The organism is Pseudomonas sp. RAC1 (genome assembly GCF_030658255.1).
Classification (GTDB): domain Bacteria; phylum Pseudomonadota; class Gammaproteobacteria; order Pseudomonadales; family Pseudomonadaceae; genus Aquipseudomonas; species Aquipseudomonas boreofloridensis.
Window position 1 is genome coordinate 549,024 of record NZ_JAUTXS020000038.1, and the last position, 21,359, is coordinate 570,382.

The 21,359-nt window shown below is 61.0% G+C and carries 21 protein-coding genes and 2 tRNA genes; 13 read left to right on the top strand and 10 right to left on the bottom strand.

Features of this window, described 5'->3' with window-relative positions; translation table 11 throughout:
* The first annotated feature begins 97 nt into the window (after positions 1-97).
* The 6 genes from gorA (at position 98) to ahpF (ending at position 7,806) form a co-directional block, all read left to right on the top strand.
* Positions 98-1,453 (top strand): glutathione-disulfide reductase, encoded by a 1,356-nt coding sequence (gene gorA, locus Q7C30_RS19810; RefSeq protein ID WP_304482550.1) that lies wholly within the window; start codon positions 98-100, stop codon positions 1,451-1,453.
* A gap of 168 nt (positions 1,454-1,621) precedes the next feature.
* A complete protein-coding gene (locus tag Q7C30_RS19815) occupies positions 1,622-2,146 on the top strand; it encodes a fimbrial protein (RefSeq protein ID WP_317872480.1) in 525 nt (174 codons plus the stop codon).
* A gap of 62 nt (positions 2,147-2,208) precedes the next feature.
* Positions 2,209-2,952, top strand: a complete 744-nt coding sequence (locus Q7C30_RS19820) for a molecular chaperone (protein ID WP_317872481.1) — start codon at positions 2,209-2,211, stop codon at positions 2,950-2,952.
* 49 nt (positions 2,953-3,001) lie between these two features.
* Positions 3,002-5,404 (top strand): fimbria/pilus outer membrane usher protein, encoded by a 2,403-nt coding sequence (locus Q7C30_RS19825; RefSeq protein WP_317872482.1) that lies wholly within the window; start codon positions 3,002-3,004, stop codon positions 5,402-5,404.
* A gap of 150 nt (positions 5,405-5,554) precedes the next feature.
* A complete protein-coding gene (ahpC, locus tag Q7C30_RS19830; RefSeq protein ID WP_029612316.1) occupies positions 5,555-6,118 on the top strand; it encodes an alkyl hydroperoxide reductase subunit C in 564 nt (187 codons plus the stop codon).
* Between the two features lie 125 nt (positions 6,119-6,243).
* The gene (ahpF, locus tag Q7C30_RS19835) at positions 6,244-7,806 is read left to right on the top strand and encodes an alkyl hydroperoxide reductase subunit F (RefSeq protein ID WP_317872483.1); all 1,563 of its coding nucleotides are present in this window, start codon (positions 6,244-6,246) and stop codon (positions 7,804-7,806) included.
* A gap of 63 nt (positions 7,807-7,869) precedes the next feature.
* Here ahpF and Q7C30_RS19840 read toward each other — a convergent pair whose 3' ends face one another.
* From Q7C30_RS19840 to nhaR, 3 genes are all read right to left on the bottom strand, one after another.
* On the bottom strand, positions 7,870-8,517 hold the full coding sequence (locus Q7C30_RS19840) for a DUF480 domain-containing protein (RefSeq protein ID WP_317872484.1): 648 nt from the start codon (positions 8,515-8,517) through the stop codon (positions 7,870-7,872).
* A gap of 72 nt (positions 8,518-8,589) precedes the next feature.
* Positions 8,590-9,801, bottom strand: a complete 1,212-nt coding sequence (gene sstT, locus Q7C30_RS19845; protein WP_317872485.1) for a serine/threonine transporter SstT — start codon at positions 9,799-9,801, stop codon at positions 8,590-8,592.
* A gap of 88 nt (positions 9,802-9,889) precedes the next feature.
* Positions 9,890-10,783: a transcriptional activator NhaR gene (gene nhaR, locus Q7C30_RS19850; protein WP_317872486.1), complete on the bottom strand. Its 894-nt coding sequence runs from the start codon at positions 10,781-10,783 to the stop codon at positions 9,890-9,892.
* 131 nt (positions 10,784-10,914) lie between these two features.
* Here nhaR and Q7C30_RS19855 point away from each other — a divergent pair, with 131 nt between their 5' ends.
* Both Q7C30_RS19855 and Q7C30_RS19860 read left to right on the top strand, forming a co-directional pair.
* A complete protein-coding gene (locus Q7C30_RS19855) occupies positions 10,915-11,154 on the top strand; it encodes a hypothetical protein (RefSeq protein WP_317872487.1) in 240 nt (79 codons plus the stop codon).
* Positions 11,155-11,169: 15 nt separating this feature from the next.
* Positions 11,170-11,922, top strand: coding sequence for a TerC family protein (locus Q7C30_RS19860; protein ID WP_029612310.1), 753 nt, complete (start codon positions 11,170-11,172; stop codon positions 11,920-11,922).
* Positions 11,923-11,964: 42 nt separating this feature from the next.
* Here Q7C30_RS19860 and Q7C30_RS19865 read toward each other — a convergent pair whose 3' ends face one another.
* A complete protein-coding gene (locus Q7C30_RS19865; RefSeq protein WP_116888500.1) occupies positions 11,965-12,144 on the bottom strand; it encodes a hypothetical protein in 180 nt (59 codons plus the stop codon).
* Between the two features lie 160 nt (positions 12,145-12,304).
* On the opposite strand from Q7C30_RS19865, the gene Q7C30_RS19870 reads away from it, so the two are divergent.
* Positions 12,305-13,048 (top strand): peptidase C39 family protein, encoded by a 744-nt coding sequence (locus Q7C30_RS19870; protein ID WP_317872488.1) that lies wholly within the window; start codon positions 12,305-12,307, stop codon positions 13,046-13,048.
* 67 nt (positions 13,049-13,115) lie between these two features.
* On the opposite strand, the gene Q7C30_RS19875 is transcribed toward Q7C30_RS19870, so the two are convergent.
* Positions 13,116-14,399, bottom strand: coding sequence for an FAD-binding oxidoreductase (locus Q7C30_RS19875; RefSeq protein ID WP_029612308.1), 1,284 nt, complete (start codon positions 14,397-14,399; stop codon positions 13,116-13,118).
* 200 nt (positions 14,400-14,599) lie between these two features.
* Between Q7C30_RS19875 and Q7C30_RS19880 the strand changes: the two genes are divergently transcribed.
* From Q7C30_RS19880 to Q7C30_RS19895, 4 genes are all read left to right on the top strand, one after another.
* Positions 14,600-14,676: transfer RNA gene (locus Q7C30_RS19880), tRNA-Val, on the top strand.
* 136 nt (positions 14,677-14,812) lie between these two features.
* A tRNA-Val gene (locus Q7C30_RS19885) sits at positions 14,813-14,889 on the top strand.
* A gap of 161 nt (positions 14,890-15,050) precedes the next feature.
* Positions 15,051-15,620: an SPOR domain-containing protein gene (locus Q7C30_RS19890; RefSeq protein ID WP_039578458.1), complete on the top strand. Its 570-nt coding sequence runs from the start codon at positions 15,051-15,053 to the stop codon at positions 15,618-15,620.
* A gap of 239 nt (positions 15,621-15,859) precedes the next feature.
* Complete coding sequence (locus tag Q7C30_RS19895) at positions 15,860-16,285, top strand: GTP pyrophosphokinase (protein WP_317872489.1); 426 nt, start codon at positions 15,860-15,862, stop codon at positions 16,283-16,285.
* A gap of 38 nt (positions 16,286-16,323) precedes the next feature.
* On the opposite strand, the gene Q7C30_RS19900 is transcribed toward Q7C30_RS19895, so the two are convergent.
* From Q7C30_RS19900 to mnmA, 5 genes are all read right to left on the bottom strand, one after another.
* The gene (locus tag Q7C30_RS19900) at positions 16,324-16,758 is read right to left on the bottom strand and encodes a GNAT family N-acetyltransferase (protein ID WP_039578453.1); all 435 of its coding nucleotides are present in this window, start codon (positions 16,756-16,758) and stop codon (positions 16,324-16,326) included.
* Positions 16,751-17,917 carry a cupin domain-containing protein gene (locus tag Q7C30_RS19905; RefSeq protein ID WP_317872490.1) on the bottom strand — a complete coding sequence of 389 codons (1,167 nt, stop codon included), beginning with the start codon at positions 17,915-17,917 and terminating at the stop codon, positions 16,751-16,753. Before Q7C30_RS19905 ends, Q7C30_RS19900 begins: the two co-directional genes overlap by 8 nt.
* A gap of 81 nt (positions 17,918-17,998) precedes the next feature.
* On the bottom strand, positions 17,999-19,369 hold the full coding sequence (purB, locus tag Q7C30_RS19910) for an adenylosuccinate lyase (protein ID WP_317872491.1): 1,371 nt from the start codon (positions 19,367-19,369) through the stop codon (positions 17,999-18,001).
* A gap of 195 nt (positions 19,370-19,564) precedes the next feature.
* Positions 19,565-20,191 carry a high frequency lysogenization protein HflD gene (gene hflD, locus Q7C30_RS19915; protein WP_317872492.1) on the bottom strand — a complete coding sequence of 209 codons (627 nt, stop codon included), beginning with the start codon at positions 20,189-20,191 and terminating at the stop codon, positions 19,565-19,567.
* Positions 20,188-21,312 carry a tRNA 2-thiouridine(34) synthase MnmA gene (mnmA, locus tag Q7C30_RS19920; RefSeq protein ID WP_317872493.1) on the bottom strand — a complete coding sequence of 375 codons (1,125 nt, stop codon included), beginning with the start codon at positions 21,310-21,312 and terminating at the stop codon, positions 20,188-20,190. The genes hflD and mnmA overlap by 4 nt, the downstream gene beginning before the upstream one ends.
* Between the last annotated feature and the right edge of the window lie 47 nt (positions 21,313-21,359).

Consider the following 21,359-nt stretch of genomic DNA (forward strand, 5'->3'; position numbering starts at 1 on the left):
ATAAGCTGTAAGTCACGAGCTGCAAGTTGCAAGCCGAGCTGCCTTTTCTTGCAGCTTGCCGCTTGAAACTTGCAGCTTTTTTCATGGAGTACGGAAAGTGGCCTACGATTTTGATCTGTTCGTGATTGGTGCCGGTTCCGGTGGCGTGCGCGCTGCGCGTTTCGCCGCAGGCTTCGGCGCCAAGGTGGCGGTGGCCGAGAGCCGATACCTGGGCGGCACCTGCGTCAACGTCGGTTGTGTGCCGAAGAAACTACTGGTGTACGGTGCCCATGTCGCCGATGAAATGGAGCAGGCGTCCGGCTATGGCTGGACCCTCGAAGAAGGGCATTTCGACTGGGGCACGTTGATCGCCAACAAGAACCGTGAAATCGAGCGGCTCAACGGCATCTACCGCAATCTGCTGGTCAATAGCGGCGTCACGTTGCTGCAGGGGCATGCGCGCATTACCGGTGCCCATGAGGTGGAGGTCGATGGCCAACGCTACAGTGCCGCGAACATCCTCATCGCCACCGGTGGTTGGCCGCACGTGCCGGATATTCCTGGCAAGGAACTGGCGATTACCTCCAACGAGGCGTTTTACCTCAAGGAGCTGCCGCGTCGGGTGCTGGTGGTCGGTGGGGGCTATATCGCGGTGGAGTTCGCCGGCATCTTCCAGGGTCTGGGCGCCGACACTTCCTTGTTGTATCGGGGCGACCTGTTCCTGCGCGGCTTCGATGGGTCGGTTCGCACCCATCTGAAGGAGGAACTGGAGAAGCGCGGCATGGACCTGCAATTCAATACGGACATCCAACGCATCGACCAGCAGGCCGACGGCAGCCTCAAGGCGACGCTCAAGGATGGCAGTGAACGGATCGCCGACTGCATCTTCTACGCCACCGGGAGGCGTCCGATGCTCGATGACCTCGGACTGGAAACGACCGGCGTGGAGCTGGACGAGCGCGGTTACATACGCGTCGACGATCACTACCGTACCACCGAGGCTTCGATTTTCGCGCTGGGCGATGTGATCGGTCGCGTGCAGCTCACGCCGGTCGCCCTGGCAGAAGGCATGGCCGTGGCGCGTCATCTGTTCAAGCCTGAGCAATACCGTGCGGTGGATTACCAGAACATTCCAACGGCCGTGTTCAGCCAACCACCGATCGGTACCGTGGGGCTGACCGAAGAACAAGCGCTGCAAGCGGGGCACAAGGTGCAGATATTCGAAAGCCGCTTCCGCGCCATGAAGCTGACGCTCACCGATGTGCAGGAAAAGACCCTGATGAAGTTGGTGGTGGATGCCGATACCGACAAGGTCCTGGGTTGCCACATGGTCGGTCCTGATGCGGGCGAGATCATCCAGGGGCTGGGTGTCGCGCTCAAGGCAGGGGCCACCAAGCAGCAGTTCGACGAAACCATTGGTGTGCACCCCACGGCCGCCGAAGAGTTCGTGACCATGCGCACTGCAATTCGGTAAGCACATCTGTCAGCCGGAGGCATTGAATCCTACGGCTGGCATGGTGGTCTCCAGAGGATTTCCTTCCTATCACTGACAGAGCCTCTATCTGTTCTTGCCGATACTGTGGCGGCGTCGCATCAGGCGCCGGCTCGGCATAAGCCTCGCCGTTCTTTTCAGGAAGAACACATGAATAGGTTGACTCAAAGTGTGATGGGGCTCTGCGGTTCGCTGCTGGTAATGGGGAGCGCCCACGCCGACCATGGCGAAATCAGCTTTCAGGGACGGGTGTTGGCGCCAACCTGCACCGTCAACGGCGGCAATGGCAACCTGCCGGTTACCCTGCCAGACGTCAACGCTGCCAAGCTGGTCCGCCCAGGGGATGTCGAGGGGCAGACGGCGTTCGCACTGCAACTGAGCGGCTGCAGCCACCTGGGCAGGGTGTCGACCTATTTCGAGCCTGGTCCAAGCATCAGTGATCAAGGGCGGTTGATCGTTGATGCTGGCGGTAGCAGCAACGTCGAACTGCAGTTGCTCAACAGCAGCAAGGGTGTGATGGACCTGGCGGCGGTCAAGGGCAATCAGAATTCCCAGGTCGTCGACATCGTGGACGGAAACGCGACCTTGAGCTACTTCGTCCAGTATTACTCGACTGGCAATACGACGCCGGGGGCTGTCAGCTCCCGCGTTCGCTACTCGCTGGACTACCTCTAAGACCCTCCTGCGGGACCGTCCACTTGTGGGGCGTCCCGTTTTCCGACATCGAGTTTTAAGTCATGACGTTTTCACGCAGCGTTCTCGTGCGGGTGGCGCTTCTGGTTGCGTGTCTCGCCAGTGTGCAGGCTAGCGCCAGCGTAGTGATCGCTACCACCCGCGTCATCTTTACGGCCGGGGCGCCTGAGGTCACCGTCAGGGTGAGTAATGAAGGGCGCCAGCCGTCACTGGTACAAGCGTGGGTCGACGAAGGTGGGTCGGAGGATGCGCAGGGTGAGTTGCAGGGCCCGTTCAGCCTGGCGCCGGCGCTGTTTCGTCTGGATCCGGCCAAGCAGCAGAGTCTCAGGATTTTCCACGATGGCCGAGAGATGCCGCACGACCGCGAGAGCCTGTACTGGCTCAATGTGCTCGACGTCCCGCCCAAAGGCGGCGGCACCAATAGCCTGCAGATCTCCCTGCGCAGCCGTATCAAGTTGTTTTATCGGCCGCAGGGCTTGTCTGGCAAGCCTGCAGAGGCCCATGAACAGGTGACCTGGAACGTGGTCCGCAGCACTGAGGGTTGGGCGCTGCAGGCGAACAATCCTACGCCCTACCATGTCAATCTCGGCAAACTGGAAGCTGCCGACGCGAACGCTGTTCAGGCGGCTCTAGCAGGGCACGTCCCGCCCTATGGCAAGGCGCGCTTCGTTCTGTCTCAACAAACGCAGCGTCCGGCCTCGATCACTGAGGTCCGCTACGAATACCTGGACGACTTCGGTGCTGCGCGACCTGCCTCTGCAGCGCTGCAGCGCGGCCATGAAGGTTAGACGCGCCTGGACAGCAGGCAGATGGCGCTGGCTTCTGAGTGTCACAGGCATGGTGGCCGAACTCGGTGCTGCGGTGGAATTCGACGCGGGGCTTCTGCGCGGTGGCAGCACCCTGGATGTGAGCCGCTATCAGATCAGCGCTGGGGTGCCCGAAGGCGACTACACCCTGGACGTCTTGCTCAATCAACAATGGGTCGGGCGTCGCGCCATTTCCCTGAGGGTCTTCGATCCGTCAGGCCAGGCCGTGCCGTGTTACGACCAGGCGCTACTCGACAGCCTGGGGCTGGACATGACCCAGCTGGCGCCTCGCCCGCTCGAGGCGTTGGCGCAGGCGGGCAGTTGCGTGGCGCTGTCTTCGCTCATGCTGCTCGCCAGTGAAGACCTGGATTTTGGCGCCCTGCGGTTGAGCCTGGATATCGCTCAGTCGGCTTTGCGACGCCAGCCCCAGGATCACCTGCCGGTGGAAACCTGGGACCCGGGTGTGACCGCGGGCTTTGTCGACTATCGATTCAATGTCCACGAACAGCACGACCTTCGCCATGGCCAGCGCAGCCGACAAGGCTACCTTGGCCTGCACCTCGGTTTGAATACGGGATCCTGGTACTGGCGTCACGAGGGCAGTGCCCGTGCGAGCGCGGGTGGCGCGGCGCACTACCGCGCGGGGGCGACGTCGGTGCGGCACGACATACCGATGTGGCGGGCTCAGGTTACGCTGGGCGACAGTTATGCGGCAGGGGAGGTCTTCGACAGTAGCCCCCTGCGTGGCGTGAGTCTTTCCAGCGATGAGCGCATGCTGCCCAGGTCGAAGCGCGGCTTCGCTCCGGTGGTGCGAGGTGCGGCCAACGGTACGGCGCTGCTGAGCATCCGTCAGCGGGGCGCACTGCTGCACGAAACGACGGTCCCCCCAGGGCCGTTCGAGGTGGACGACCTACCTGCCAGTGGCCTGAACGACGACCTCGAGGTAACCCTGCGCGAATCTGACGGCAGCGTGCGACGATTCACCGTGCCCTATCAAGCCGCGCCACTGGCGTTGCGTGAAGGCGCCAGCCGTCTGGATTTCAGTGCAGGTGTATGGCGCGACGATGTGGGGCGTACTGGCCCGGGTCATGTTCAAGGCAGTTGGCAGCAGGGCCTGAACAACGTTTTCAGCGTGCATGGCGGTGCCTGGATAGCTGAAGGCTATCAGGCCGGCGCGTTGGGTGCCGCGATCAACAGCCCTGTCGGTGCCTTTGGTTTGACCGGCTATCATGCGCGCAGTGCTGCAGCGCGTCGCCGCCCAGTCCAGGGGCAAGCGCTACGCCTGAACTGGCGCCAGCGCATCGCGCCGACTGCCACGGACCTGAGTGCCAGCCTTACCCAGCGCCATAACGCGCATTACTCCACTTTCAACGAATTCGCGCGGGCTGCTGGCTCCGGCCGTCCAGGCATGAGCCAGCGATGGCGTGCAGCGCTGGGCATTCATCAGCGCCTGCCCGGTGTGGGGCGTCTGAGCCTGAGCGCCAGCGGCGGTGAGCGCTGGGCGGATACTGCGAGCAACAGCGAGTACAGCGTGGGTTATCACCATCATCTGGGATCGCTCTCCTACGGTCTGACGCTCGCGCGCGAGTACCGGGGTATCGGCGGCCAATCGAATGCGCTGAGGCTGACGATGAGCCTGCCGCTTGGCGAGCAGCGGCGAGGTTCGCTGAGCAGCAGCTTGAATCGGGACTCCGAGGGTCGAGGAACCAGCAACCTGCGCTGGAGTGCCACTGCCGGGGAGGCGGGGCAGTGGGGCTATGGACTGTCCGCTACGCAACAGGCAGGTGCTGGAGGTGGGGCGGGCCTGGATGCCAACCTGCTGCACCGCAGTTCGGCTGGAGAGTGGACGGCGGCATTGGCGCAACACCCGGGGTCGCGGCAGCTAGCGCTCGGTGCACGTGGCGCCGTGGTGGGCCATGCGGGTGGTGTGATGCTGTCGCAGTCGTTGGGTGAAAGCTTCGCGATCGTTCATGCCCCCCATGCCCATGCTGCGGCTATTCAGCAGCATCCCAGTGTACGGCTCGACGCCCGAGGCTTTGCGGTGGTGCCGTCATTGAGTCCCTATAGCGTCAACACCGTCGAGCTCGACCCCCAAGGCATGTCTCGGGACGTCGAGTTGCAGGTCAGCGGCCAGTCGGTCATTCCCCGCTCGGGCGCCGCGACCTTGCTGAGCTACCCGACGCGCAGTGGCCGTTTGCGTGTGCTGGAGGCTCGCGACGGGCATGGCAACGTGTTGCCATTCGGGGCTCAGGTATTCGATGCAGAGGGTGTGGAAGTGGGCCTGGTTGGGCAGGGCAGCCGACTGCATATTCGCTTGCCGGACGAGCAGGGGCGGGTCCGGGTTTCTTGGGGCACTGGCGCCGAAGCCTCTTGCTGGCTGGAAGTGAGCGATGGAAGTGATGCCCGCTGTGTCGCCGCTCATGCCGATTCATAGTCAGGATCACGCTATCGAATCGACAGCTTATAGCCAAAACCAATCATCAATATGAGCTTTGCCAATGAGCTATCGCTCAGACCATTGGATAGGATTAACCCCATCGAACGTTACACACCCCAGTTAATCAACCCTCGAAGGAGCGTTTCCATGCCAATCATCAACAGCCAGGTCAAGCCGTTCAACGCCACTGCCTACCACAAGGGCGAGTTTGTGCAGGTCAGCGAAGCCGACCTCAAGGGCAAATGGTCCGTTGTATTCTTCTACCCAGCCGACTTCACCTTTGTCTGCCCGACCGAGCTGGGTGACCTCGCCGACAACTACGCCGAGTTCCAGAAGCTGGGCGTGGAAATCTACGGCGTATCGACTGACACCCACTTCACCCACAAGGCCTGGCACGACACTTCGGACACCATCGGCAAGATCCAGTATCCGCTGATCGGTGACCCGACCCACCTTATCTCGCGCAACTTCGATGTGCTGATCGAAGAAGCCGGTCTGGCCGATCGCGGTACTTTCGTCATCAACCCGGAAGGCCAGATCAAAATCGTCGAGCTGAACGATGGCGGTGTTGGCCGCGATGCGACCGAGCTGCTGCGCAAGGTCAAGGCTGCCCAGTACGTAGCCGCTCACCCAGGCGAAGTCTGCCCGGCCAAGTGGAAAGAAGGCGAGGCCACCCTGGCACCTTCGCTGGACCTGGTCGGCAAGATCTAAGGTCATGCGCCGACTGCGGGCGGTGAGCAGCCGCCAACGCTGAACGCTTCACTGCCCCGTCAAACGCCCGGGCGAGTTCGCCTGGGCGTTTTTGTATCCGAGTTTTGAAAAAAGGAATCGCCCGTATGTTGGACGCCACGCTTAAATCGCAACTGAAAACCTACCTGGAGCGGGTCACCCAGCCGATCGAGATCGTTGCCTCCCTCGACGACGGGGCGAAATCCCGAGAAATGCACGACCTGCTGGTTGAAATCGCCAGCCTGTCGAACCTCATCACTCTGCGCGAGGACGGCAGCGATGCTCGTCGCCCTTCGTTCTCGCTCAACCGCCCAGGGGGCGATATCAGCCTGCGCTTCGCCGGCATCCCGATGGGTCACGAATTCACCTCCCTGGTGCTGGCGCTGCTGCAAGTTGGCGGCCACCCCTCCAAGGCCAGTGCCGAAGTCATCGAACAGATCAAGGCGCTGGAGGGGGATTTCACCTTTGAAACCTACTTCTCGTTGTCGTGCCAGAACTGCCCGGATGTGGTCCAGGCGCTGAACTTGCTGGCGGTGCTCAATCCCAACATCCGCCACGTCGCCATCGACGGTGCGCTGTTCCAGGGCGAAGTCGAGTCGCGCAAGATCATGGCAGTGCCCAGCGTCTACCTCAACGGTGAGGTGTTCGGCCAGGGTCGTATGGGCCTGGAGGAAATCCTTGGCAAGATCGACACCAATGCCGGGAGTCGTCAGGCCGAGAAAATCAACGCCAAAGATGCTTTCGATGTATTGGTGGTCGGTGGTGGACCTGCCGGCGCGAGCGCAGCCATCTACGCCGCGCGTAAAGGTATTCGCACCGGCGTAGCTGCAGAGCGCTTCGGCGGTCAGGTGCTCGACACCTTGGCGATCGAGAACTTCATTTCCGTTCAGGAAACCGAAGGGCCAAAACTGGCCACTGCACTGGAAGAACACGTCAAGCAATACGACGTCGACATCATGAACCTGCAGCGTGGCGACGCGCTGATTCCTGCCAGTGAGGGTGGGCTGCACGAGGTGCGTCTGGCCAGCGGTGCCTCGCTCAAGGCCAAGACGGTGATTCTGGCTACTGGCGCGCGCTGGCGTGAGATGAATGTGCCGGGCGAGCAGGAGTACCGAGCCCGTGGTGTGGCTTACTGCCCGCACTGCGACGGCCCGTTGTTCAAGGGCAAGCGCGTGGCGGTCATTGGTGGTGGCAACTCGGGTGTGGAGGCGGCCATCGACCTGGCCGGTATCGTCGCCCAGGTGACGCTGATCGAATTCGACAGCCAATTGCGCGCCGACGCTGTGTTGCAGCGCAAGTTGCACAGTCTGCCAAACGTCAAGGTCATCACCAGCGCGCTGACCACCGAGGTGCTGGGCAACGGTGAGAAAGTCACGGGGTTGCGCTACAAGGACCGCACCACCGAGCTGGTCCACGAGCTGGCGCTGGAAGGCATCTTTGTACAGATCGGTCTGCTGCCGAACACCGATTGGCTCAGAGGGACCGTCGAGCTGTCGCCGCGTGGCGAGATCATTGTCGATGCGAAAGGGCAGACCAGCATCCCTGGCGTATTTGCAGCCGGTGATGTGACCACCGTGCCGTACAAGCAGATCGTCATTGCCGTAGGCGAGGGCGCCAAGGCTTCGCTGGCCGCTTTCGATCACCTGATTCGCACGTCCGCACCGGCGTAAGGCCGCCGCCGCCTCCTGCCGGACCGACCCGCCCTCGCGACCGCTGAGGGCGGGTCAGTCGTTTCAGCCCTCAAGCAGCGCCAGGCGCGCTTCCAGTTCGGCGATTCGGGCTTCCAGTGCGTCTATACGTTCTTCGGTTGCGGTCGCAGGAGTGCCGCGCACTCCACTGTCCTGCTGGCGTGCTGCGAGAATCGCGTCCACTTCCGCAGGATCGCCCAAGGCATGGGTGTAACGGTCCTCGCGTTGTCCTGCCTGGCGTGGTAGGTGCAATGCCAGACCGCGTGACACCAAGCGCTCCAGTTGATGCTGAACCTGTTCAAGCTCTTCGAAGTCATGAAGCCGACTGCTGCGGGTCAGCAGCTCGTTGACGGTTTGCGGTCCGCGCAGAAACATCAGCCCCATCAGCACCTGCTGGGCCGGAACCAGTTCCAGCGCCTTGTCCACCCGGTGCTCCCAGCGGTCTGCCCGACTGCCCATCTGCAGGCGAGTCATGCCTTGCCCTTCGAGTGCCCGCAGGGCCTGGCCCACTTGGCCGGTAGACAGGCTCATCACCGGCTCGCGGCTGGTCTTCTGGTTGCAGGCCAGGACCAACGCGTTGAGCGTCAGCGGGTAGCTCTCAGGGCTGGTGGCCTGCTTCTCGATCAACGAGCCGAGGATACGGATCTCGATGCCGTTGAAGCGGCCTTCGCCTGTGCTTTCATGTTCTGACATGGCTCTGCCTCGTCGCTAGGAAAGGCCACTAGCCTAGGGCCTGTCCCTCACGCAGGCAATTGCTGGATACGCTCAGGCTGCCCGTCGCTCCATGGCTTCGCAGGCGGCGGCGGTGAAGAGTACGTCAGTGGACGAGTTGAGCGCGGTCTCCGCCGAGTCCTGCAGGACGCCAATGATGAAACCGACGGCTACAACCTGCATGGCAATTTCGCTGGGGATGCCGAACAAGCTGCAGGCCAGCGGAATCAATAGCAGCGAACCGCCAGCCACCCCCGATGCCCCACAAGCGCAGATGGCGGCCACTACGCTGAGTAGCACGGCGGTGGGCAGATCCACGCCGATACCAAGCGTATGGACTGCCGCAAGCGTCAATACGGTGATAGTGATGGCTGCGCCCGCCATGTTGATGGTTGCGCCCAGGGGAATCGACACGGAGTAGGTGTCTTCATGCAGGCCCAGGCGCTGCGACAATGCCAGGTTGACCGGAATGTTCGCCGCCGAACTGCGGGTGAAGAACGCCGTGATACCGCTTTCGCGCAGGCACAGCAGGGTCAGTGGGTAAGGGTTGCGGCGGATCTGCCACCAGACGATCAACGGGTTCATCACCAGCGCCACGAACAGCATGCAACCGATGAGCACGCCCAGCAGGTGCAGGTAACCGAGCAGCGCACCCAGCCCAGCCTCGGCCAAGGTCGCGGTGACCAAACCGAAAATACCCAGCGGCGCGAAGCGGATCACCAGGCGCACCAACTCGGTAACGCCGTTGGACACATCGTCGATCACGCCCCGTGTGGCCTTGCCCGCTTTGCGCAACACCACGCCCAAGCCGATGGCCCAGGTCAGGATGCCGATGAAGTTGGCATTCATCAAGGCGTTCACCGGATTGTCGACAGCGCTCAACAGCAGTCCTTGTAGCACTTCTGTTATGCCCCCGGGCGCCGCCAGTGTGGCCTCGTGGGTGCTCAGCAGTAACGACGAGGGAAATGCCATGCTCGCCACCACGGCAACGACTGCAGCCCCGAAAGTGCTGAGCAGGTACAGCCAGAGGATGGGTCGGATATGGGTCTGTTGTCCTTGCTGATGATTGGCGATGGAGGCAATGACCAGGACAAACACGAGAATCGGCGCAACCGCCTTGAGCGCCGTCACGAACACCTTGCCCAGGAACGCCAGATCGCGAGCCAGACTGGGCGCTATCAAGGCCAGGGCGATACCGGCTACCAAGCCGACAAGGATCTGCATCACCAGGCTGGTGCGGTTCAGGAGACGAAAAATGGGGATCATGTGCCGCGCGGTTCCAGATTCGGACAAACCGTGGACTGTAGCACAGCCGCAGTAGGGCGAGACTGACGGAACGCGTTGCTTGATCCGCTCAGCCGTTGAACAGGTCTCGCCGCGCGCCCTCGGTAATGGCGACGATGCCTGGATGCTTGACCTTGCGCTCTACCGAGATCGCATAGAACGATTCCTGCACGGCGTCAGTCTGGCCGATCAGTTGCACGGCGTACTGACGACAGACCTCGTCGGCAATCACGCTGGGCGCCACGAAGATGCCGCTGCCAGACTGACCGAAGGCTTGCATCAAGGCGCTGTCGTCGAACTCTCCGACGATACGCGGTTGTACCTGCTGTTCGGCGAGCCAGCGCAACAAGCGGCTGCGTACGACTGTCTCCTGGCCCGGAATGAGCAACGGGGAATCGTGAAGGCAGTCTGGAAACGATGGTGTCAGGCGTGCGGCGAGCGCGTGCGTGGCAAAGAAGCTCAGGCCGCACTCTCCGAGTTTCTGGCTGTAGCCCTTGATATCCAGGTGACCCGGCATGGGGCTGTCGGAGATCACCAGGTCCAGGCGCTGGATGGCAAGGTCGGCCAGCAGCCGCTCGAGTTTGTCTTCGCGACAATTGATGCGCAGTGTTTCATCTGCCGCCATGGTCGGTGCCAAGAGCCGATAGACGATCGACTTGGGTACCACGTCCGCCACGCCGACACGAAACAGGATCTGCTCCTCGGGGCCGGCGCGCAGTAAGGTTTCCAGTTCGCTGCCAATCTGGAACATCTGCTCGGCGTAGGCCAGTGTCTGGCGGCCGGTTTCAGTCAGTTCCAATTGACGACCGACACGCTGGAACAACTGCAGATCATAGGTTTGCTCAAACAGACTGATCTGACCGCTGATGGTTTGCGGGGTCAGATTCAATTGCTCGCTGGCACGGGTAATGCTGCCAGTCCTGGCCACGACCCAGAAGTAGTGGAGCTGTCGATAATTAAGCATGGGATGTCTGAGCTTTCGTAAAAACCGAAGTATACCCGGTAAAAATACGAATTTTCCTGAAGTGTTGCCCTGCATAGAATGCCTGCCTATAGGCGCGGCTGCGTCGCGGGACATCGACAAGTGAGGACACCATGCTACAACTGAAATCCATTGGTACGCCTTTGGTACTGGCCTTGGTGCTGCTGACTACGGCAGGCTGCGATCAGGCCGAACAGTCTGCGCAACGCGTGCTCGATCAGGCCGCAGAGTCGGCCAGACAGGCGATCGACAAAACGCACGAAACGGCTCAGCAAGCGCTGAACGACACCTTGGGTGGAAAACCGCCCAAGCCGGAAAACCATCAAGACAAGCACGATACCCAAGACATCTGAGCGAAGAGGCACTAAATGGAATACTTGTTGGAACTTGCCGCGAGCCCGACGGCTTGGGTGGCCTTGGCTACGCTGGTGGCAATGGAAATCGTGCTCGGCATCGATAACCTGATTTTCATTTCCATCCTCACCAATAAGCTGCCTGAGGCCTATCGCTCAAAAGCGCGGCGCATCGGTATCAGCATGGCGTTGATCATGCGCTTGGCGCTGTTGTCGACGGTGGCCTGGATCGTCCAGCTTACCGAGCCGGTTATCGAAGTGTTGGGTCACGCATTCTCCTGGAAAGACATGATCCTGATCGCAGGTGGCTTGTTCCTGCTATGGAAGGCGACTAAAGAGATTCATGAAAGCGTAGATCCACGCGGTGCGAAAGAAACCTCGAAGGGTGGCAATACCGTGACACTGGGCTTCGCTGCCGCAATCGGTCAGATCCTGTTGCTCGACATCGTTTTCTCGGTCGATAGCATCATTACAGCCGTCGGCATGACCGAGCACCTGCCGATTATGATCATCGCCGTAATCAGCGCGGTGATCGTGATGTTGGTCGCTGCCGATCCTCTGGCCAAGTTCATCAACGACAACCCCACGGTCGTGATGCTGGCCCTGGGTTTCCTGATCATGATCGGTATGACCCTGATTGCCGAAGGTTTCGGTGCCCACGTACCCAAGGGCTACGTGTACGCGGCGATGGCGTTCTCGACCGCCATCGAGGTGCTCAATATCATGGTGAGACGCGCGCGCATTCGGCGTGAGCAGATGGACGCCTGAGTAGGAAACAGGGGGCTGGCGACAGCCCCTTTTGCTGTCAGGTCAATGTGCCCCCGCATGCCGTCGTGCGCGGCCAGGCGATTGTGGCTTGGGCGAATTGGCGGTTGGGTTGTGGTATGGACGGGCATGGCGACGTGCGATGCGCAGTACCCCCCATAGCATGGCCGCTGCCACGCTTAGCCACATTGCGATCAACGTGATAATTGCCATTGTCAGGCTCATGGACGTGCCTCCTTCTCTCGGGCGAGCTTTCGGCTCGACCCTCCAGACACTTCTTTAGTGTAGCGCTGCGCCCATGACGTTCCATTGACCTTAGGTCTAGCCGTCAGGAGGATCTGGCTTCACGCCCGCCGCGGGCTGTACCCGAACCCCCCAGGCGCCTATGATCAGCCCCCAGTGCCTGGCACTGTCAGCCAGGCGTCGATACAAGCGAGTGTTCATGTCGCACGATTTTCTCAAGTCCTTGAGCGGTGGTCGGTATAGGTGGCTGGTGGCCTTGCTGTTGACCGCGAATCTCACCGGTTGTGCTTCGACTGCGCCGGCCGCGCTCGATCGACTGCCCCAGCGCGTAGAGATCAGCAGCGTGCCGTTCTATCGCGGTAACGCCAATTACAGCAGCGCCATGGCCTTGGCCGCCTTGCTGTCACAACAAGGCGCGCCCATCACCCCGGGTCTGCTGGACAATGCGCTGGGCATGCCAGAGCGTGCGGCGTCATTGGAAGCCGCGATTGCGCGAGTAGCGCGCGAATATGGAAGGGTGGTGTATCCGCTGGACAAGCGTCTGGATGCCTTGTTGACTCAGGTGGCTGCGGGCAATCCCGTGCTGCTGCGCTACCACGATGGATCCGCGCTGTTTGGGGAGCCGCGCTATGCCGTGCTGATCGGCTACGACCGTTACAAGCAACGTGTGCTGTTGCGTTCAGGCATGAGCCGGCGCCATCTGCTGGATTTCGATACTTTCGAGAGTGCCTGGGTCAAGGAGGGCGCTTGGGCAGTGTTGGTTCAGTCACCCAGCCGCTTGCCCGCTGGAGTTGACCGCCAGCGTTGGGTGAAGGCTGCCGATGAGCTGGCCCGAGAAGGCCAGGAGATTGCCGCTAAACAGGCGCTGCGTAGTATGGGACAGTAGCGCTGGGTGATGTTCAAGCCTGGAGGAAGGGCCGAGCTCCGGCCCTTACTTTCTAGAATCGCGCCGCTCAGAACCCCAGGCGGTCGCGCAGGCTGTAATACCAGGCACCCAGGGCACTGAACGGGACGCGCAGTAGTTGGCCGCCAGGGAACGGATAGTGCGGCAGATCGGCAAAGGCGTCGAAGCGTTCTGCCTGGCCGCGAAGCGCCTCGGCCAGCACCTTGCCGGCCAGATGGGTGTAGGTTACGCCGTGACCTGAACAACCTTGGGAGTAGTAGATGTTGTCGCCAATACGGCCCACCTGCGGCAGGCGCGACAGCGTCAGCAGGAAGTTGCCGGTCCAGGCGTAATCGATTTTTACGTCCTTGAGTTGTGGGAACGCCTTGAGCATCTTTGGACGGATAATCGCTTCGATGTTTGCAGGATCCCGCGCGCCATACACCACGCCACCGCCGAAGATCAGCCGCTTGTCGCCGGTCAGGCGGTAGTAGTCGAGCAGGTAGTTGCAGTCTTCGACGCAGTAATCCTGCGGCAGCAAGGTGCGGGCCAGTTCTTCGCTCAAAGGCTCGGTGGTGATTACCTGGGTGCCGCAGGGCATGGACTTGGCTGCCAGCTCCGGTACCAAGTTACCCAGGTACGCATTGCCTGCGACGATAATGAACTTGGCGCGTACCTTGCCTTGTGGCGTGTGTACCTGGGGATTGCTGCCGCGCTCGATGCGTACTGCCGGGCTCTGTTCATAGATGACGCCGCCCAGTGATTCGACTGCAGCCGCCTCGCCCAAGGCCAAGTTCAGCGGATGGATGTGGCCGCCGCTCATGTCCAGCATGCCGCCGACATAGTTGTCGCAGGCCACCACTTCGCGGATGCGTCGTTGATCCATCAACTCCAGTTGATTGTGACCGAAGCGCTCCCACAAGCGTTTCTGCGATTCGAGATGGCCCATCTGTTTGCTGGTCAGCGCGGCAAATACACCGCCATCTTTCAGGTCGCACTGGATGTTGTACTTGGCGACTCGCTCACGGATGATGCGACCCCCCTCGAAAGCCATCTGGCCAAGCAACTGCGCCTGCTGTGGGCCAACGGTGCGCTCAATGACATCGATGTCGCGGCTGTAGCTGTTGACGATCTGGCCACCGTTGCGACCCGACGCGCCGAAACCGACTTTAGCGGCTTCGAGCACCGTGACCTTGAAGCCGCTTTCCAGCAGGAACAGGGCGCTGGAGAGACCGGTGTAGCCGGCGCCGATGATGCACACATCGGTTTCCACCTCACCCTGCAGCGCCGGACGTGGCGGCACCGGGTTGGCCGAGGCGGCGTAGTAAGACTGTGGGTAGGGGGTGTGAGCCATGATGGAAACCTCGTGTTTTATATTTTTAACGCATGGAGCGATACTATCAATAATAATAAACACCCGCTAGTCACCTGTTGAAAATCCTTCACACCCTGGAATGCCGTCTACGTGGGGCAAATATTTTAATAATCAGTAGGTTAGCGCGAAAAAAACAGTTGACAGCAATTTTGTGATGCGTAGAATGCGCCCTCATCGACAGGCACATAGCTCAGTTGGTTAGAGCACCACCTTGACATGGTGGGGGTCGTTGGTTCGAGTCCAATTGTGCCTACCAAATCGACGAAAGGGGCGATCCGCAAGGGTCGCCCCTTTTGCATGTTGCTGATTCTCGAAGTCGCAAAGTTTTTGATTTTTTTGAAGAAAACGCTTTACAGGTGCGTAGGCGAGCTCTAATATGCGCACCACACGACAGGCACATAGCTCAGTTGGTTAGAGCACCACCTTGACATGGTGGGGGTCGTTGGTTCGAGTCCAATTGTGCCTACCAAATCGACGAAAAGGGCGATCCGAAGGGATCGCCCTTTTCGTTTTCCGTGTTTTCCCGCGTCTCCCTCCCAAGATCAAGGTTGTGGGGTGCGACAGCGCGAGCGTCGGTCTCTCACTGCCAGCATGATAGAATCCTGCCCCTTCGACTCAGGAGATAGATGCGTGCGCAAGCTGACGGTGGTGATGGCGATAATAGCCCTGGCGGGCTGCGAGAACGAGGTCGAAGGTGTGCACAAGCAGGTCGCAGAGCATCTGCACAACCCCAAGAGCGCCAAGTTCGCCAACGTGCGGATCGACACTCAAGGCTCGATCTGTGGTCAGGTGCGCGGCAAGGACGACGCGGGTCAGTATGAGCCCTATCGCAGTTACGTCGCGATCAAGCATGACGGTCAATACGAGATACTGGTGGATGATAGCGGCAACAACCTGCGCATTCGCGAGGTCTGCGGCGGTGCCGACTTGCAGCGCCGCGCGGATGCATTAGCGGGTGAGCCGGCGCCGGAAGGCTGGGACGTTGAGGTTGTGCAAGGACCTAACATGGGAGCGCTCACCGACATGACCGCACGACTTTTGGAAAAGGGTATTCCCTCGCGCGTCGACTATCGAGAGGGCAAGCCGGTGGTGTTGATGGGGCCGTTCCCCTCCAGGGATGAGGCCGATGCGCGCAAGGCCGATGTCATGGCTCGGCTTGGTACGGACTCGATCGTAATTCAGCATGGTGCTCAACGCTGATTCGTCCGCCGGCCTGTGGTTGCTGGCTGGCGGGTAATCTGGGTTGGGCAATCTTTCCTTTGTGCAAAACTAATCGAGCCCGTTGCCGGTCCAACGTGACAATGAACCGGCACCGCAGCGCTGGCGCGGCCAGGGTGTTGATGTCCAAGGACATTTGCCGGGCTATGCTGAGCAGACACGGCGCCAGACGAAGCGTTGGCGTCATGCGGTTCGGCTATGTGAGCGTTGAAGGAGGGGGCATGTCTAGCCTGGAGCGAGCAATTTTACTGGCGACCCGAGCTCATGCTGGGCAGTTGGACAAGGGTGGTGCGGACTATATCCTGCATCCGCTCAGGGTCATGGCGCGGGTGTCGACCCCTGAGCAGCGAATTGTCGCCGTGCTTCACGATGTGCTCGAAGATACCTCGGTGACTTTGTCCGATTTGGCGCGTGAAGGCTTTTCTCTCAAGATACTTGCCGCGCTTCTCGCGCTGAGCCGGCGCGAGAATGAGCGCTATGAGGACTTCGTGGTGCGGCTGGGAAGCGACCCATTGGCCCGTGAAGTCAAGCTGGCAGACCTTGCAGACAACAGTGACCTTTCTCGCCTGGTTTGTCCGGGGCCGGTCGATATGGCGCGTCTTAGTCGCTACCGCGAGGCCAGTGCCTATTTGCAGGCGCTGGCCTGATTGAGCGCCAGCCTGGCCAGTATCGGCCAGGCTGGCGCTCAAGCGATTTCGCTTGAGTCGCGCACCATATCCACATGCGGAATGCCCGCCTCCAGAAACTCCTCGCTGATCACTTTGAAGCCCAGGCGCTCATAGAACGCGGTCGCATGAACTTGCGCACTGAGCATCTGTTGCTTCAGGTTGCGTTTTTGCGCTTCATTGATCACCGCCTTCATGAGGGCGTCGCCGACCTTCAGTCCTCGCCAATCCTTGAGTACCGATACCCTGCCGATGGTGCCGTCTGGCAGCAGGCGCGCAGTGCCTATCGAGTAGTCGCCCTCCATGGCCAGAAAATGCACGGCACCTGGGTCTTCGGCGTCAAACTCCAACTCAGGCGGCACGTGCTGTTCGGCCACGAACACCGCGTTGCGGATGCGTTGGATGTCGGCATTGTCCTTATGCCAGTCGGCGAGACGAACGCGGATTTTATTCATCGGCAAATCCCAGGCTTCCTTGTTGAATCAGCTGGCATACCAGCGTGATGCCTTCTTCCTCTTCCAGCCACTCTGCAAGGTTTTCACTGTGCAGGGCGTCGGCGGAGCAGATCAGTTGCAAGAGTGCGCGCAGGTGGCCTGAGAGCAGGCGGCTCTGGCCGCTGGCAAACAGCAGCAGATTGTCATCGACTTCCGACCACGCCAGGCGAGCGCTAGGGTTGCGAATCAGTATGGCGCCACGTTCAAGACTGTCGAGCAGATCCTGTTCGGTGAGCGTTTCGCCTGCGACTTGCTCGGGATAGCGGGGTTCAGTCATGAACTGGCCGAACCACGTCAGCAGCAGGCGCTCGTCGCCCATGTGCTCGGCCAGCAGGGCTTTCAGGCGATCCAGCGCGTCGTGCTGAATCTGATGGGGATCGCTGACAGGCTGAGCGTCGGCGTCGCTGTAGCGTTCCTCGTCAGGCAGGAACTGGCTGAGGAAGTCGGTGAAGTGGGTGAGCACCTCGGCGGCACTGGGCGCACGGAAGCCGACCGAGTAGGTCAGGCAGTCGTCGACAGCTACACCGTAGTGGGCCAGGCGTGGCGGCAGATAGAGCATGTCGCCCGGCGCTAGCGTCCACTCGTCGCTCTGCTCGAAGTCGGCCAGGATGCGCAGGTCGGCGTGTTCGATCAGTGCGCTGTCGCTGTCGCACATCTGGCCGATCTTCCAGTTGCGTTTGCCGTGACCTTGCAGCAGGAACACGTCGTAGTTGTCAAAGTGTGGGCCGACGCTGCCGCCGGGAGCGGCAAAGCTGATCATCACGTCGTCGATGCGCCAGCTTGGCAGGAAGCGGAAATGCTCCAGCAACTCGGCGACTTCTGGGACGAACTGGTCCACTGCCTGGACCAGCAGCGTCCAGTCACGCTCGGGCAGGGTAGCGAAGGTATCTTCCTCGAACGGGCCGCGACGCATTTCCCAGGGGCGCTCGCCGTGCTCCAACACCAGGCGCGATTCCACCTCCTCTTCCAGTGCCAGGCCGGCCAATTCGTCGGGATCGATAGGGCTTTCGAAGTCGGTGAATGCCTGGCGTACCAGCAGGGGCTTTTTCTGCCAGTAATCGCGCAGGAATTCACGGGCTGTGAGGCCGCCAAGCAGCTGCAGTGGAGTATCAGGATTCATGCTCAACCTATTGAAAATAAGAAATTTTAATCCGGGAATAAAAACGCCCGGCTAGGCCGGGCGTGGTCCGCAGGGCGCCGTTCAGATGCGTTTGGCCTGCGCAGCTGCGTTGCCGATGTAGCTGGCTGGCGTCAGCAGTTTGAGCTCGGCCTTGGCCTCGGCAGGCATATCCAGACCTTCGATGAAAGTCTGCAGCGCTTCTGGCGTGATGCCTTTGCCGCGGGTCAGTTCCTTGAGCTTCTCGTACGGGTTTTCGATGTTGAAGCGGCGCATCACGGTCTGGATCGGCTCGGCCAGCACTTCCCAGCAGGCGTCGAGGTCTGCGGCGATGCGGGCGGTGTTGATTTCCAGCTTGCCGATGCCCTTGAGGCTGGCTTCATAGGCGATGACGCTGTGGGCGAAGCCGACGCCCAGATTGCGCAGCACGGTGGAATCGGTCAGGTCACGCTGCCAGCGGGAGATTGGCAGCTTGCTGGCCAGGTGCTGGAACAGCGCGTTGGCGATGCCCAGGTTGCCTTCGGAGTTTTCGAAGTCGATCGGGTTGACCTTGTGCGGCATGGTCGAGGAGCCGATCTCGCCGGCGACGGTCTTCTGCTTGAAGTAGCCCAGCGAGATGTAACCCCAGACGTCGCGGTCGAAGTCGATGAGGATGGTGTTGAAGCGGGCGATGGCGTCGAACAGTTCGGCAATGTAGTCGTGCGGTTCGATTTGCGTCGTGTAGGGATTGAACTGCAGGCCCAACTCGTCTTCGATGAAGGCGCGAGCGTTCTGCTCCCAGTCGATCTGTGGGTAGGCCGACAGGTGAGCGTTATAGTTGCCCACGGCGCCGTTGATCTTGCCCAGCAGCGGAACGGCGGCTACCTGGGCAATCTGGCGCTCCAGGCGATAGACCACGTTGGCCAGTTCCTTGCCCAGCGTGGTTGGCGAGGCGGGTTGGCCGTGGGTGCGCGAGAGCATGGGCACGTCGGCATGCTGATGGGCGAGGGCGCGGATGGCCTCGGCGATCTGGCGCATCAGCGGCAGCAGCACGTCGTCGCGACCGGCACGCAGCATCAGCGCGTGAGACAGGTTGTTGATGTCTTCACTGGTGCAGGCGAAGTGGATGAACTCGCTGACCTTTGCCAGTTCCGGCAATTGGGCTGCCTGCTCCTTGAGCAAGTACTCGATGGCCTTGACGTCGTGATTGGTGGTGCGCTCGATTTCCTTGACGCGCTCGGCATGCTCGAGCTTGAAATCGCTGGCCAGGCTGTCCAGGACGGCGTTGGCTTCAGCGGAAAACGCTGGCACTTCGCCAATTTGCGGGTGGGCGGCCAGACGCTGCAGCCAGCGCACTTCGACCAGGGCGCGGAAACGGATCAGGCCGAATTCGCTGAAGATAGGGCGCAGGGCCTGGGTTTTGCCGGCATAACGGCCGTCTACAGGGGAAACCGCAGTGAGCGAAGAAAGCTGCATGGGGTGCTCTCGGACAGTCGGGCTTTTGGAGGGCGCATATCATACATGAAAATCGCGCCGGGGTCGGGTGGCTGACCAAAGGTGTGGTCATGAAAAGCGTGTCTCGGTCCAACGCAGACAGCTCTAGTCGAAGATGCAGCGGCAGATGCTGCGTTGCCTACGAGACCAGACCTGTGTGCACAGCGGGTGTAAGCCTCAAGAAGGCGACCGCATCATGTCGTACAGCTCGTTGAGTAGCTTGCGGCGGCTAAAGACCAGTTGCCATCGGTGTCCACCCAGCTGCCGCCATAGGCGTGCGGCGCGGATGCCGGCCAACAGCAACGCACGAATTTTCGAGGCGTTGCTGGGCTGTTGCAGGAAACGCATGTCGCCGTGCACTTGGATGCGCTGACGCAGGGTGCTCAGCGTGTCTTGGTACAGCGCGCCGCTAGAGGCGATGACGTTCTCGTGGACGAGTCCGAAGTGGTCTGCTTGCACCTGGATCTGCGGTAGTCGATTGCCGATGGTCTCCAGCAAGTCATCACGCTTACCCAGCTGACGTTCCAGGCCCAGCATCGATAGCGCATAGCGCAGTGGTTCGCGTTGCAGGCTGCTGGGGTCGCGTTCGAGGGCGCCGACCAGAGCACGATAGCCCTCACGTAAGTTGAGGTCGTCGCCGCCGAACACCTCCAGGGTGTTTTGGGGGTCGCGCACCAGCAGGCTGCCCAGCAGACAGCCGATATCCGCTTCACTGGACTGCCCGGTTCGGGCGATTCGGTCGACCATGACGGCTGCCTGGAACACACCACCAAGGGCGATCAACTGCTCCTGCAGGTTGCTCATTCCCGCGGGCTCCAAGGCTCGGCAGTTTCGATCACGCCGCCGCCCAGGCAGATCTCGCCGTCGTAGAACACCACCGACTGTCCAGGCGTCACAGCGCGTTGCGGCTCATCGAATACGGCGCGGTAGCCCTCGGCGGTGCGCTCCAGGGTGCAGGCCTGGTCGCCCTGGCGATAACGGACCTTGGCGCCGAGGCGCCGCGGGCGGGTCAAATCCACCGGGTTGACCCAGTAGATTTCCGAAGCCAGCAGGGCTCGGGAGAACAGCCAGGGGTGCTCGTTGCCCTGGCCAACCGTCAGTACGTTGCGCGAGAGGTCTTTGTCGAGCACATACCACGGCTCGTCGCCTGCGTCTTTCAGGCCACCGATACCCAGCCCCTGACGCTGACCGATGGTGTGGTACATCAAGCCGTGGTGCTGGCCGATGACTTCACCGTCGGTGGTTTGAATCTCACCAGGCTGTGCCGGCAAGTACTGCTTGAGGAAGTCGCTGAAGCGGCGCTCGCCGATGAAGCAGATGCCCGTAGAGTCCTTCTTCTTCGCGGTGGCCAGGCCGTGTTTCTCGGCAATGGCACGTACCTCGGGCTTCTCCAGTTCGCCGACGGGAAACAGCGTGCGGGCAATCTCCTTGCCGCCGACGGCGTGCAGGAAATAGCTCTGGTCCTTGTTCGGATCCAGTCCCTTGAGCAGTTCGGTAAGGGCGCCGGTGTCACGCCGACGCACGTAATGGCCCGTAGCAATCAAGTCAGCGCCCAGGGACAGTGCATAGTCGAGGAACGCCTTGAACTTGATTTCGCGGTTGCACAGGATGTCTGGATTGGGTGTGCGACCGGCTTTGTATTCTTCCAGGAAGTGCTCGAACACGTTATCCCAGTACTCGGCGGCGAAATTGGCCGTGTGCAGCGTAATGCCGATGCGGTCACAGACCGCCTGGGCGTCTGCCAGGTCCTCGCGTGCAGTGCAATATTCGGTGCCGTCGTCCTCTTCCCAGTTCTTCATGAACAGACCTTCCACCTGATAGCCCTGCTCCATGAGCAGGAGGGCGGAGACGGATGAGTCGACGCCGCCGGACATGCCGACGATGACGCGGGTCCTGGAGGGGTCTTTGGGTGCTGGACTGGTCATGGCTACCGATGTGTATCAAGGGGAAAAACGCCGATTCTATCAGGCCA